Origin of the sequence: Streptomyces mobaraensis NBRC 13819 = DSM 40847, from assembly GCF_017916255.1 — a bacterium.
In the GTDB taxonomy this organism is placed as follows: Bacteria; Actinomycetota; Actinomycetes; order Streptomycetales; family Streptomycetaceae; genus Streptomyces; species Streptomyces mobaraensis.
The window spans coordinates 3,451,693-3,464,247 of the sequence record NZ_CP072827.1 but is presented as its reverse complement, the minus strand read 5'-3'; the positions used below and the strand labels follow the sequence as shown (position 1 = coordinate 3,464,247).

Here is a 12,555-nt window from a genome sequence, read left to right as displayed (position 1 = left end):
ATCACCGTCGTGCACCTGATGCGGCACGGCGAGGTGCACAACCCGGAGGGCGTGCTGTACGGCCGCAGACCGGGCTACCACCTGTCGGACCTGGGCCGGGAGATGGCGGACCGGGTGGCCGAGCACCTGTCCGGGCGGGACGTCACGCACGTGGTGGCCTCGCCGCTGGAGCGGGCGCAGGAGACGGCGGCGCCGATCGCCAAGGCGCACGGTCTGGACCTGGCGACGGACGCGCGGCTGATCGAGGCGGAGAACGTCTTCGAGGGCAAGACCTTCGGCGTCGGCGACGGCGCGCTGCGCAAGCCGGCCAACTGGAAGCACCTGACCAACCCGTTCCGGCCGTCGTGGGGCGAGCCCTACGTGGAGCAGGTGGTGCGGATGATGGGCGCGCTGAACGCGGCGCGGGACGCGGCCCGCGGGCACGAGGCGGTGTGCGTCAGCCACCAGCTGCCGATCTGGATCGTGCGCAGCTTCGTGGAGCGGCGCCGGCTGTGGCACGACCCGCGGAAGCGGCAGTGCACGCTGGCCAGCCTGACGACGTTCACCTACCGCGGCGACAAAATCGTTTCGGTGGGCTACAGCGAGCCGGCCCGCGACCTGGTCCCGGCCCATCTGCGGGCGGGCGCCAAGCCGGTCAAGGGCGGGCCCAAGGCGTTCGGGGCCTGACCGCGCGGCTCCGGGGGTAACGCGACCGCCGTACGTCGGCGCGCCGTCCCCCTCTTCGTCGTCTTATATGGACGGCAGGAGGGTGGGGCGCGTCGACGACGAGCGGAGGCCGCGCGTGCCGGACATCGGCCGACGAGGATTCCTGGGCGCGGTCGCGGGCGCGGCCGTCGCGTCGGCCGCCGGGGGCTGCTCGTCCGCCCCGGACCGGGCCGCGGACCCGGTGGTGGCCCCCGCCCGGGGGCTGGCCCATGTGCGGCCGATCGGCGACGGTTCGACGGCGGACACCGGCCGGCAGCCGGGCCGGCTGCCCCCTCCGGAGCGGCTGGAGCCGGGCCAGCGCCCGCCGCAGTTCGTCGTCTTCTCCTGGGACGGCGCCGGCGAGGTCGGCGACGGCCTCTTCCCGCGCTTCCGCGGGCTCGCCCGGGACCACGGCGTGCGGATGACCTTCTTCCTCACCGGCCTCTACTGTCTGCCGGAGTCCCGCAAGTCGCTCTACCGGCCGCCGAACAACCCGGTGGGCGCCTCGGCCATCGGCTACCTCGCCGACGAGCACATCAAGGAGACCCTGCGGAACGTGCGCGCGGCGTGGCTGGAGGGCCACGAGATCGGCACGCACTTCAACGGGCACTTCTGCTCGGGGCCCGGCTCGGTGGCCCGCTGGACCCCGGAGCAGTGGGAGTCGGAGATCAAGCAGGCGGTCTCGTTCGTCATGTCGTGGCGGACGAACACCGGCTTCACCGACGTCGAGCCGCTGCCCTTCGACTACCGCCGCGAGCTGGTCGGCGGCCGGACGCCCTGCCTGCTGGGCCGGGGGAACCTGCTGCCCGCGGCGGCGAGGCTGGGCTGGCGGTACGACGCGAGCTCGCCGGGCGGACGCCAGGTGTGGCCGGTGAAGCGGCAGGGGATTTGGGACTTTCCGTTGCAGTTGATCCCCTTTCCGGGTCACTCTTTCGAGCTGCTTTCCATGGACTACAACCTGCTCGCCAACCAGTCCCGGAACTCCACCAAGGCCCCGCCCGCCCACTACCCGGGCTGGCGCCGGCAGGCCACGGAGGCGTACCTCGCGGGGTTCCGGCGCGCGTACGAGACCAACCGGGCGCCGTTCTTCATCGGCAACCACTTCGAGCGCTGGAACGGCGGGATCTACATGGACGCCGTGGAGGAGGCGCTCAAACGCATCGCCGACGAACGGCACAAGGACGTCCGCCCGGTCTCCTTCCGGCAGCTGTGCGACTGGCTGGACGCCCAGGACCCGGCAGTGCTGGAAGGGCTGCGCCGGCTGCGTACCGGGGAGAAGTGGACTCCGGGCCGCTGAGCACCAGGGTCGGGTGGGGCAAGGGGGGCGCGGAAGATCCCGTAAATCGCCATGCGAAACTTTTCACATGAGTGCCTGCCGCGCCGATCGACGCACCCGGTTCCGCCCGTTCCGCCGTCGTACCGCCGTGCCGGCCGTCGGCGCCGTCCTCGTGGCGCTGACGCTGAGCGCCTGCGGGTCCGGAGGGACCTCCGGTGGCGGCGGTGAGACGCAGTTCGTGCAGGGCACCGGCGGGGTCGACATCGTCAAGGACCGCGACGCCCGGAAGGACGCGCCGGAGCTGTCCGGCACGACCCTGCAGGGCGAGCAGCTCAACGCCACCGAGAAGTTCAAGGGCAAGATCATTGTCTTTAACGTCTGGGGCTCGTGGTGCTCTCCCTGCCGGGCCGAGGCGAAGAACCTGGTGAAGGCCGCCCGGGACTTCAAGAGCAAGGGCGTCGAGTTCGTGGGCCTCAACGTCCGCGACCCCGACAAGGCGAACTCCGTCGCCTTCGAGAAGTCCTTCGACGTCCCCTACCCGAGCATCCATGACTCGGGCGGGCAGCTGATCCTGCGCTTCCCCAAGGGCAACCTCAACCCGCAGGCCATCCCTTCCACCGTCTTCATCGACCGGAACGGGAAGATCGCCGGCCGGGCGCTCAAGCCGCTGACCGAGGACGAGCTGACCGAGACCCTCGACCAGCTGGTCGCGGAGAAGTGACGCCGTGAACGCCGCGTCGCTCGTCCTCGCCGCCTCCGGCGACGGCCTGAACCACACCGTCCTCTCCGGAGCGCTGCTGCTGGCGCTGCCCGTGGCGGTGCTCGGCGGGCTGGTGTCGTTCTTCTCGCCGTGCGTGCTGCCGCTGGTGCCGGGCTACCTCTCCTATGTGACGGGGGTCGGCGGCGCGGACCTCGCGGAGACCCGCCGGGGCCGGATGCTGGCCGGCTCCTCCCTGTTCGTCCTGGGCTTCAGCGCCGTCCTCGTCTCGATGGGCGCGGCCTTCGGCTACTTCGGCACCACCCTCAAGCGGTACGAGGGGACGATCTCCACGGTGCTCGGCGCCGTCATGATCGTCCTCGGGCTCCTCTTCACGGGCCTGCTGAACCGATTCGGTCAGCGCGAGTTCAGGTTCCACGTGAAACCCACGATGGGACTGCTCGGGGCGCCGCTGCTGGGCATCGGCTTCGGCGTCGGCTGGACCCCGTGCATCGGACCCACGCTGGCCGCCGTCCAGGCCCTGTCGTTCAAGGAGGCCAGTCCGGGCCGGGGCACTCTGCTGACCCTCGCCTACTGCGTCGGGCTCGGCCTGCCGTTCATACTCACCGCCCTCGCCTTCCGCCGGGCGCTCGGCGCCTTCGGCTGGGTCAAGAAGCACTACGCATGGGTGATGCGGATCGGCGGCGGCATGCTCGTCCTGGTCGGCCTCCTGCTGGTGACGGGAGCGTGGGACTACCTCATCCAGGACCTGCAGACGTGGTCGAACAAGTACCAACCCGGGATCTGAACCATGGCCAAGACCGATAGCACGCCCACCACCGAGGCGCAGGAGGACGACGCCGCGGGCGCCCGGCTGTCCACGGCCCCGGCCGAGGACCGTGGCCAGGCGGTCCCGGGTTCGTTCGGCGGCGTCCGGCGCCCGGGCGCGCTGGGCGCGCTCGCCTGGACCGGGCGGGAGGTCATCGGCTGGCTGCGCTGGTTCTGGCGGCAGCTGACCTCGATGCGGGTCGCGCTGATCCTGCTGCTCCTGCTCTCCCTCGCGACCATCCCCGGCTCGCTGATCCCGCAGACCAGCGTCGACTCGGTCAAGGCCGACACGTGGAAGGAAGCGCACAAGACGCTGACGCCGATCTACGAGAAGCTTCAGCTCTTCCACGTCTACAGCTCGGTGTGGTTCTCCGCGATCTACATCCTGCTGTTCGTCTCGCTGATCGGCTGCATCGTCCCGCGCACCTGGCAGTTCGTCGGCCAGCTCCGCGGCCGGCCGCCGAAGGCGCCGCGCCGCCTCGACCGGCTGCCCGCCTACGCCACCTGGCGCACCGACGCCGATCCGGACGAGGTCCTCGCGGCGGCCCGGCGGGCGCTGCGCCGCAAGCGCTTCCGCACGGTCGCGGCGGACGACTCGGTCGCCTCCGAGAAGGGCTACCTGCGCGAGGCGGGCAACCTCCTCTTCCACGTCTCGCTGATCGTGATGCTGGTGGCGTTCGCGTCCGCACAGCTCTGGAAGTACGAGGGCGGCAAGCTCGTCGTCGAGGGCGACAAGTTCTCGAACACGCTCACGCAGTACGACGACTTCAAGTCGGGCTCGCTGTTCAGCACCGACGACCTGCCCCCGTTCGGCTTCCAGCTCAAGGGCTTCACCGGGACGTACGAGCGCACCGGCCCGCAGAAGGGCACGCCGCGCGACTACCGGGCGCACATCAGCTACTGGGAGGGCGCGGACGGCACACCGCGCGACACCACGATCAAGGTGAACGAACCGCTGGAGGTCGGCGGTTCGAAGGTGTACCTCCAGGGCCACGGCTACGCGCCGAAGGTCACCATCCGCGACGGCCAGGGCACCGTGGTCTACCACGGCGCGGTGGCCTCGCTGCCGCTGGACAACAACATCACCGAGACCACCGTCATCAAGGTCCCCGACTACTGGGACAAGAACGGCAAGAAGAGCCAGCTCGGGTTCACGGGCAACTTCGTCCCCACGCTCGACCTGCGCACCGGGCGGATGGCGTCGGTCTTCCCGGCGCTGGACAACCCGGTGCTGATCCTCACCGCGTACAAGGGCGACCTGGGGATCGACTCCGGCCTGCCGCAGAGCGTCTACAAGCTCGAGACCAAGCGGATGAAGCAGTTCATGGAGGGGGACCGGCCCTTCGCGCGGGCGCTGAAGCCCGGCGAGACCATGACGCTGCCCGACGGCGCGGGCTCGCTGAAGTTCGACGGCATCAGCACCTGGGCGACCTTCCAGATCTCGCACAAGCCCGGTGACATGCCGGCGCTGGCCGGGGCCGTCGCGGCGCTGATCGGCGTCGCCGGATCGCTGTTCATCCAGCGCCGCCGGGTGTGGGTGCGTGCCGTGCGCGGGGCGGACGGGCGTACTGTCGTGGAGCTGGCCGGTCTCGGCCGCAGTGAGTCGGCCAAGGTGCCGGAGGAGCTGTACGAGCTGGCGGTCGCGCTGCAGAGCGCGGCGCCGCCGGTGGCGGAGGAGGAGCCCGACGGGACGACCCCCTCCGGTGAGAGCTCGTCCGGTGAGAGCTCGTCCGGTGAGAGTCCGTCCGGCGAGGACTCGTCCGGCGAGGGCTCGGACGAGAGCTCCGGCAAGAGTTCCGCAAAGAGCGAAGAAGAGAAGGCCGTGGAGACAGCCGAGGAACGGGCCGTGGACAAGCCCGCCGGAGCGAACGCCGACGCGACCGCCGAAGAACCCACCCGATCCGCTGAACCCACGGATTCCTCCGAAGGAGCGCGCGCGTGAACATCGCTGCCGCGGCCAACGAGAACATGGCCCACACCAGCAATGTGCTGATCTATTCGGCGATGGCCGTCTACACCCTCGCCTTCCTCGCCCACATCACCGAGTGGGTCTTCGGCAGCCGCAGCGCCGTCGGCCGGACCGCCGCCGCGATCACGGCGGAGCCCCGCCCGGCCGCCGTCGCGGTCACCGTCCGCAAGGCGGGCGGCACGGCGGTGCTGGAGCGGCCCAAGGTCGTCACCCGATCGGCCCCCGGCACCCGCGACGACGTCCCCGACGGCCCGGGCGCGGCCGGCACCAGCGAGAAGGGCGACCTGTACGGCCGCATCGCGGTCTCGCTGACGGTGCTGGCGTTCGCGCTGCACGCGGGCGGGGTGCTCACCCGCGCCCTGTCGGTGCGGCGGGCGCCGTGGGGCAACATGTACGAGTTCTCCACGACCTTCGGCATGGTCGCCGTCGCGGTCTACCTGGGGCTGCTCGTCGCCAAGAAGAACATCCGCTGGCTGGGCCTGCCGCTGGTCACCACGATCCTGCTCGACCTGGGTCTGGCCATCAGCGTGCTCTACACCTCCAGCGACCAGCTGGTGCCCGCGCTGCACTCGTACTGGCTGTGGATCCACGTCTCCTGCGCGATCGTCTCCGGCGCCTCGCTGTACGTCGGCGCCGTCTCGACCCTCTTCTACCGCTTCCGCGACGGCTACGAGGTCCGGCTGGCGGCCGGCAAGACGGGTCCGGGCGTCCTGGAGAAGAAGCTCAAGGGCCTGTCGAAGGACGCCGGCCTGGGCATCCGCCTGGGCGTCCGGCTCCACATGGCCTGGGACAACATGCTGAGCCGGATGCCGTCCGCGGCGACGCTCGACAAGTTCGGCTACCGGATCAACGCGACCGTCTTCCCGCTGTGGACCTTCACGATCATCGCGGGCGCGATCTGGGCCGAGGCCGCCTGGGGCCGCTACTGGGGCTGGGACCCCAAGGAGGTCTGGTCCTTCATCACCTGGGTCGCCTACGCGTCCTACCTGCACGCCCGCGCCACCGCCGGCTGGAAGGGCCGCAAGGCCGCCTACCTGGGCCTGGCCGCGTTCGCCTGCTACATCTTCAACTACTACGGGGTGAACTTCCTCTTCGGCGGCAAGCACTCCTACTCGGGCGTCTGACCGGCACCCGCCGCGCGTCACCCGCATGGGCCCGCTCCCTCCTTCGGGGGAGCGGGCCTTTGTGCGAGGGTGAGGGCGGGAGTGCGTTCCTAGACTCGGATTTCAGACGGGGAGGTGCCGATGGTGACCGTTGAGGACTCGGCCGAGCTGGATGAGATGTTCGCCCTCATCGAGGCCATGAATGTGCCTGCGGGGTATCGGGCGGAGATCATCGAGGGGGAGATCGTCATGAATCCGCAGCGCGCGGTGCACGCAATGATCATTCGAGGGTTGAATCGCGCCCTGGAAGCCGGTCTCGGGATCGACGCCAACATTCTCTGGGACGTCCGTATCGACTTCCCGGGAACGCTCAACGGCTACGCCCCCGACATCGCTCTGGTGAAGGAGGGGGCGGAAGAGGACGATCGCGGGTGCTATGACTACCGCGACGTCGAGTTCGTCGCCGAGGTCGTCTCCAAGGGCAGCCGCCGCGACGACTACGACGCCAAGCTGAAGGTCTACGCCGCCGCCGGCATCCCGACGTACCTGATCGCCGACCCGAAGACGGGGGTGGCGCACGTCTTCCACGCGCCGCGCGACGGCGTGTACACGGACGAGACGAGCCACACCTTCGGGGAGAAGTTCACCCTCCCCTCCTCCGGCATCCTGATCGACACCACCTCCTGGCCCCGCGACTGACGCGCGGGACGCGTGGGGCTGTGGTGTGCTGGAGACATGGAGATGCCGTCCCCCTACGGGGCCTCGGAGACCCACGGCGACGTCCACACGCTCTGCTACGAGCTGTCGCTCCCGTACCCCCGGGAGCGGGTGTGGGAGGCCGTCGCGACGCCGGAAGGGCTGCCGACCTGGCTGGCCGCCGCCGAGCCGTTCGAGCGGCGGGAGGGCGGGGCCATCACGTTGCGGTGGCTGAACACCGATCCGGAAGGCAACGCCACCGTCGCGCCGGGCCGGGTGACCGCCTGGGAGCCGGAGAGCCTCGCCGAGTACACCGTCGAGATCCACGGACGCATCCGGTTCGAGCTGGAGAAGGCGCCGGCGAGCGTCGGGGGGACGCTGCTGCACTTCACCAACGAGATGCCCGGGACGGACGACCAGCGGCTGGACTGCCTGGCCGGGTGGCACCACCACTTCGAGTACCTGCTGCAGGCGCTGGCCGGGCGTCCCGCCGACTGGGCGGCCTGGCGGCTCGACCGGTGGCGGGAGCTCCGGGAGGAGTACGGGAAGGGGAAGCGGGAGCTTCCCTAGGGGCGGTCCCGGTGCGGGGCCACCCCCCAGGGCGTGCTTACCGGCGCGGTCTGGTGCCCTTCTCCTGTACCGGGACCTTCTGCGTCGCCCCCGGCAGCGTCGGCTTCGGCAGGTGGGCGACCTCCCACTCCGCCTCCTCCAGCTCCTTCGCCGTGTCGCGCGGCAGCCGCGGCGCCCGGGGGGCCGGTGCGTCGAAGCCGAAGGCCGAGGTGAGGTCGCCGAAGGTGCGCCGGCGCCAGTCGCTGATGTTGGGTTCCCGGACGCCCGTGAAGCGCTCCAGGAAGCGCAGCGCCGAGGTGTGGTCGAACGCCTCGCCCGCCGCCCAGCCGCCCACCGTCCACGGCGAGACGATCAGGCAGGGGACCCGGAAGCCGCCCCCGATCGGCAGGCCCTTCACGAACTCGTCCTTCGTCCCCTTCGGCGGCACCGGCGGCGGCACGTGGTCGAACAGGCCGTCGTTCTCGTCGTAGTTGAGGATGAAGACGGTCTTCGCCCAGACCTTGGGGTTGTCCGCGATCGCCTCGATCTTCTTCGCGACGAAGTCCGCGCCGGCGGCCGGCATGAAGTACGGGTGCTCGGACTGCGGGCCCGTGGGGATGATCCACGACACGGCCGGCAGGCGGTCGTTGCGGGCGTCGTCCTCGAACGTCCCCTCCGGCTGCCGGCGCATCCCGCGCTCGTACAGCGGGTCGCCGGGCTTCGCGTCGCGGAACCGTTTGAACCACTCCAGCATGTTGCAGCCGTAGTTGTCCTCCTGCTGGTAGACCCGCCAGCTGACGCCCGCCGCCTGGAGGCGCTCGGCGTAGGTGGTCCAGCGGTAGGGGGACGGCATGGTGTTGCTGATGACCGGGCCGCCCTTGGTGCCGCCGGGGTCGATGGTGCCCGTCATCCAGTAGAGGCGGTTGGGCCAGGTGGGACCGAAGACCGAGCAGAAGTAGTTGTCGCAGATGGTGAACGTCTCTGCGAGGGCGAACTGGAACGGGATGTCCTCGCGCGTGTGGTACCCCATCACGTACGGGCCGTTCTTCCCGTCCGCCTTGCGGTGCGCGGGCAGCCACTTGTCCATCTTCCCGCCGTTCCACGCCTCGTGCTGCACGGACCAGGCGTGGCTGGTGGACGGGATGGCCTGGGCGCTCGTCTTCCGGGTGTCGAGGTGGAAGGGGAGCAGGTAGCCCTTGGGGTTCTCGGCGTCCGGCTGGTGGAAGACGCTGCGTCCGGTCGAGAGCCGCAGGGCCTTGGGGTCGGCGAAGCCGCGGACGCCCTTGAGGGTGCCGAAGTAGTGGTCGAAGGAGCGGTTCTCCTGCATCAGCATGACCACGTGCTCGACGTCCGCCAGCGAGCCGCGGCGCGGCGGTCCGGCCGCCACGGCGCGCTGGACGCTGGGCGGAAGCAGCGAGAGCGCGGCGGCGCCGGCGCCGGCCGCGGCCGAGCCGAGGAGTCTTCGTCTGCTGATGATCCCGGGCATTGCACCCTCCCTGAGGTCGCGTCAGGCCACAGTGTGGCCGTTGCGACTCTCCCGGCCCGGGAGTGCGGGGGATAGGGGAGTGCGGGTGAAATGCTCGGCAATGGGACGTAAAGGGGAGGGAGTTGGGGGTGGTGGGGGCGATGGAATGGTGATCGTATTACCCGATCGGGGGATCGGGGGCTGGTCCGATGGGCGGATACGGCGCCCGCCGAACGGGCGGGTGGGTGACCGGGGAGCGGAGGGCCGGGGGCCGGGCGATCGGTACGGACTCGACGCCGGGCCCCGGCCGTCACCGCGCGCCGGGCCCCGGCCGTTCCGGCCGCGCGCTTGCCGCCCTACCGCCTCTACGGTCCCTGCCGTCCCGGCTCCGCCGCGGCGCTCAGCCCCGGTCCTCGCCCTCCCCGCGCGGCCGGCGGTCCTTGTCCAGCGAGCGCAGGAACTCGGGGTTGTCGTCCGGCGCCACCCAGCCGCCCCCGCCGGAGCCCGCGCCACCGCGCCGGGCGGTCCGGCCCGCCGCCCGCGGCCGGCCGACGGCCAGCCAGGCGACCGGCCCGAGCAGCACCTCTCCGAAGAGCAGGATGATGATCACCCAGGCGGTCTTCGGCAGCTTGCGGACCTCTTCCTCGGGCGTGTTCAGACAGTCGATGAACGCGTAGATCCACAGCGCCAGGACCAGCAGGAACGGCAGATACCTGAGCATTGGCCGAAGGCCCCCCGGGACGTGGCGGTGGGGCCGTCCCGCGGCCCCGTGACAAGCCCAGGGTAGTCCGTGCTCGATACTGGAACGCATGGCTTATGACGATCTCCGCTCGTTCCTCAGAGCGCTCGAACGCGACGGCGACCTCAAGCGCGTCAAGGCCGAAGTCGACCCCCACCTGGAAGTAGGGGAGATCGTCGACCGGGTGAACAAGGCCGGCGGCCCGGCGCTCCTCTTCGAGAACGTCAAGGGCTCGGCGATGCCGCTGGCGATGAACGTCTTCGGGACGGACCGGCGGCTGCTGAAGTCGCTCGGCCTGAAGTCCTACGACGAGATCGGCGAGAAGATCGGCGGGCTGCTCAAGCCCGAGCTGCCGCAGGGCTTCGTCGGGATCCGGGAGGCGTTCGGCAAGCTGGGCGCGATGGCGCACGTGCCGCCGCGCAAGGTGAAGCCCGGCGACGCGCCGGTCCAGGAAGTGGTGCTGACCGGGGACGACGTCGACCTGGACGCGCTCCCGGCGCTCTTCACCTGGCCCGAGGACGGCGGCTCCTTCTTCAACCTGGGGCTCACCCACACCAAGGACCCCGAGACCGGCGTCCGCAACCTCGGCCTCTACCGGCTCCAGCGCCACGACAAGCGCACCATCGGGATGCACTGGCAGATCCACAAGGACAGCCGGAACCACTACCAGGTCGCCGCCCGGCGCGGCGAGCGGCTGCCGGTGGCCATCGCCTTCGGCTGCCCGCCCGCCGTGACGTACGCGTCGACCGCGCCGCTGCCGGCCGACATCGACGAGTACCTGTTCGCCGGCTTCGTGCAGGGCAAGCGGATCGACATGGTCGACTGCAAGACCGTCCCGCTCCAGGTGCCGGCCGCGGCCGAGGTGGTGCTGGAGGGCTGGCTGGAGCCCGGGAAGATGCTGCCGGAGGGCCCGTTCGGCGACCACACCGGCTTCTACACGCCGCAGGAGCCGTTCCCCGCGCTGACCATCGACTGCGTCACCATGCGGCGGCGCCCGCTGCTCCAGTCGATCGTCGTCGGCCGGCCGCCGACGGAGGACGGGCCGCTGGGGCGGGCGACGGAGCGTTTCTTCCTGCCCCTGCTCAAGATCATCATCCCGGACATCGTCGACTACCACCTGCCGGAGTCCGGCGGCTTCCACAACTGCGCGATCGTCTCGATCGACAAGAAGTACCCGAAGCACGCGCAGAAGGTCATGCACGCGGTCTGGGGCGCGCACATGATGTCGCTGACCAAGCTGATCGTCGTCGTGGACAAGGACTGTGACGTCCACGACCTGCACGAGGTGTCCTGGCGCGCGTTCGGCAACGTCGACTACGCGCGCGACCTCACCGTCGTCGAGGGCCCGGTCGACCACCTCGACCACGCGTCGTACCAGCAGTTCTGGGGCGGCAAGGCGGGCATCGACGCCACCGCGAAGTGGCCCGAGGAGGGCTACACGCGGGACGGCGGCTGGCCGTCGATGGTGGAGTCGGACCCGGAGACCGCCGCCCGGGTGACGAAGCGCTGGAAGGAGTACGGGCTGTGAGCGCCTCCGCCGCCGCCGTCCCGCAGCCGGGGCGCACCCGGGCGTTCCTGCGCCTGGTGCTGATAGAACACTCGGTGTTCGCGCTGCCCTTCGCGTACATCGCCTCGTTCACGGCGATGTTCCAGGAGGACGGGCGCATCCACTGGTGGAAGCTCTTCCTGGTCACCGTGGCCATGGTCGGGCTGCGCACCTTCGCGATGGCCTGCAACCGGATCATCGACCGCGAGATCGACGCCCGGAACCCGCGGACCGCCAACCGCGAACTCGTCACCGGCGCGGTCTCCGTCCGCTCGGCCTGGACGGGCGCCCTGGTGGCCGTGGTCCTCTTCCTGGGCGCCGCCGGCCTGCTGAACCCGCTGTGCCTGGCGCTGGCCCCGATCGCGGTGATCCCGATGGTGGTCTACCCCTACGGGAAACGGTTCACCAACTTCCCGCACGCGATCCTGGGTCTGGCGCAGGCCATGGGTCCGGTCGGCGCGTGGCTGGCGGTGACCGGTTCCTGGTCCTGGGACGCGGTGATCCTCGGGCTCGCGGTCGGCGTCTGGATCGGCGGTTTCGACCTGATCTTCGCCTGCCAGGACGTCGCCGCGGACCGCGCGCATGGCGTGAAATCGACCCCCGCCCGCTTCGGCATCCCGGCCGCGCTGTACGGCGCCCGCGTCTGCCACGTGATCACCACCGCCCTGCTGGCCTGGTACGGCGCCGCCACCCACGCGGGCGCCTTCTTCTGGACCGGCCTGCTGATCGTCGTCGCGGCCTTCCTGTACGAGCACTCGATCGTCCGCCCGCACGACCTGTCCCGCCTGAACCGCGCCTTCTTCACGGTCAACGGCTTCATCGGCATTGCCCTGTTCGTGTGCGCGCTGCTGGACCTGGGGGTGCGGGGGCTGGGGGTGTAGTGGGGTTTCCCTGTCGCCGGTGTACGGAAGGGGACCCTCATGGTCGTCCGGGAGTTCGACCGCCTACGGGCGAAGCTCGCCCGGATGGAGAGCCACCTCGAAGGCTGCGTGGGAGAGTTTTC

12 protein-coding genes are annotated in these 12,555 nt (G+C 70.6%); 10 read left to right on the top strand and 2 right to left on the bottom strand.

Annotated elements, in window-relative coordinates; translation table 11 throughout:
- Nucleotides 1-18: 18 nt before the first annotated feature.
- The 8 genes from J7W19_RS14620 to J7W19_RS14585 all read left to right on the top strand — a co-directional run bounded on the left by J7W19_RS14620 (nucleotide 19) and on the right by J7W19_RS14585 (nucleotide 7,823).
- Nucleotides 19-666, top strand: a complete 648-nt coding sequence (locus J7W19_RS14620; protein ID WP_051072570.1) for a histidine phosphatase family protein — start codon at nucleotides 19-21, stop codon at nucleotides 664-666.
- Nucleotides 667-781: 115 nt separating this feature from the next.
- A complete protein-coding gene (locus tag J7W19_RS14615; RefSeq protein ID WP_040889435.1) occupies nucleotides 782-1,981 on the top strand; it encodes a polysaccharide deacetylase family protein in 1,200 nt (399 codons plus the stop codon).
- Nucleotides 1,982-2,048: 67 nt separating this feature from the next.
- Nucleotides 2,049-2,681, top strand: coding sequence for a TlpA family protein disulfide reductase (locus tag J7W19_RS14610; RefSeq protein ID WP_004943623.1), 633 nt, complete (start codon nucleotides 2,049-2,051; stop codon nucleotides 2,679-2,681).
- 4 nt (nucleotides 2,682-2,685) lie between these two features.
- Nucleotides 2,686-3,465 (top strand): cytochrome c biogenesis CcdA family protein, encoded by a 780-nt coding sequence (locus tag J7W19_RS14605; RefSeq protein WP_004943626.1) that lies wholly within the window; start codon nucleotides 2,686-2,688, stop codon nucleotides 3,463-3,465.
- Nucleotides 3,466-3,468: 3 nt separating this feature from the next.
- Nucleotides 3,469-5,427, top strand: coding sequence for a cytochrome c biogenesis protein ResB (resB, locus tag J7W19_RS14600; protein ID WP_004943632.1), 1,959 nt, complete (start codon nucleotides 3,469-3,471; stop codon nucleotides 5,425-5,427).
- Nucleotides 5,424-6,578, top strand: coding sequence for a c-type cytochrome biogenesis protein CcsB (gene ccsB / locus J7W19_RS14595; RefSeq protein ID WP_004943634.1), 1,155 nt, complete (start codon nucleotides 5,424-5,426; stop codon nucleotides 6,576-6,578). Before resB ends, ccsB begins: the two co-directional genes overlap by 4 nt.
- A 120-nt stretch (nucleotides 6,579-6,698) precedes the next feature.
- Nucleotides 6,699-7,256, top strand: a complete 558-nt coding sequence (locus tag J7W19_RS14590) for a Uma2 family endonuclease (protein ID WP_004943638.1) — start codon at nucleotides 6,699-6,701, stop codon at nucleotides 7,254-7,256.
- Nucleotides 7,257-7,292: 36 nt separating this feature from the next.
- Entirely contained in the window at nucleotides 7,293-7,823 is a 531-nt protein-coding gene (locus J7W19_RS14585; protein WP_004943641.1) for an SRPBCC domain-containing protein, read from the top strand.
- A 37-nt stretch (nucleotides 7,824-7,860) separates the two neighbouring features.
- Here J7W19_RS14585 and J7W19_RS14580 read toward each other — a convergent pair whose 3' ends face one another.
- A complete protein-coding gene (locus tag J7W19_RS14580; protein WP_004943643.1) occupies nucleotides 7,861-9,288 on the bottom strand; it encodes a phosphocholine-specific phospholipase C in 1,428 nt (475 codons plus the stop codon).
- Between the two features lie 379 nt (nucleotides 9,289-9,667).
- Nucleotides 9,668-9,988 (bottom strand): PLD nuclease N-terminal domain-containing protein, encoded by a 321-nt coding sequence (locus J7W19_RS14575; RefSeq protein WP_004943646.1) that lies wholly within the window; start codon nucleotides 9,986-9,988, stop codon nucleotides 9,668-9,670.
- An 88-nt stretch (nucleotides 9,989-10,076) separates the two neighbouring features.
- Here J7W19_RS14575 and J7W19_RS14570 point away from each other — a divergent pair, with 88 nt between their 5' ends.
- Complete coding sequence (locus J7W19_RS14570; protein ID WP_004943649.1) at nucleotides 10,077-11,534, top strand: menaquinone biosynthesis decarboxylase; 1,458 nt, start codon at nucleotides 10,077-10,079, stop codon at nucleotides 11,532-11,534.
- Entirely contained in the window at nucleotides 11,531-12,433 is a 903-nt protein-coding gene (gene mqnP, locus J7W19_RS14565; RefSeq protein WP_004943652.1) for a menaquinone biosynthesis prenyltransferase MqnP, read from the top strand. The genes J7W19_RS14570 and mqnP overlap by 4 nt, the downstream gene beginning before the upstream one ends.
- Nucleotides 12,434-12,555: the final 122 nt, after the last annotated feature.

Bases quoted from the DNA above. Each gene is read 5' to 3' on its own strand.
- J7W19_RS14590 (WP_004943638.1), top strand. From the start codon at position 6,699: ATGGTGACCGTTGAGGACTCGGCCGAGCTGGATGAGATGTTCGCCCTC.
- J7W19_RS14575 (WP_004943646.1), bottom strand. From the start codon at position 9,988: ATGCTCAGGTATCTGCCGTTCCTGCTGGTCCTGGCGCTGTGGATCTAC.
- J7W19_RS14570 (WP_004943649.1), top strand. From the start codon at position 10,077: ATGGCTTATGACGATCTCCGCTCGTTCCTCAGAGCGCTCGAACGCGAC.
- J7W19_RS14585 (WP_004943641.1), top strand. From the start codon at position 7,293: ATGGAGATGCCGTCCCCCTACGGGGCCTCGGAGACCCACGGCGACGTC.
- J7W19_RS14620 (WP_051072570.1), top strand. From the start codon at position 19: ATGCGGCACGGCGAGGTGCACAACCCGGAGGGCGTGCTGTACGGCCGC.
- resB (WP_004943632.1), top strand. From the start codon at position 3,469: ATGGCCAAGACCGATAGCACGCCCACCACCGAGGCGCAGGAGGACGAC.
- J7W19_RS14580 (WP_004943643.1), bottom strand. From the start codon at position 9,288: ATGCCCGGGATCATCAGCAGACGAAGACTCCTCGGCTCGGCCGCGGCC.
- J7W19_RS14610 (WP_004943623.1), top strand. From the start codon at position 2,049: ATGAGTGCCTGCCGCGCCGATCGACGCACCCGGTTCCGCCCGTTCCGC.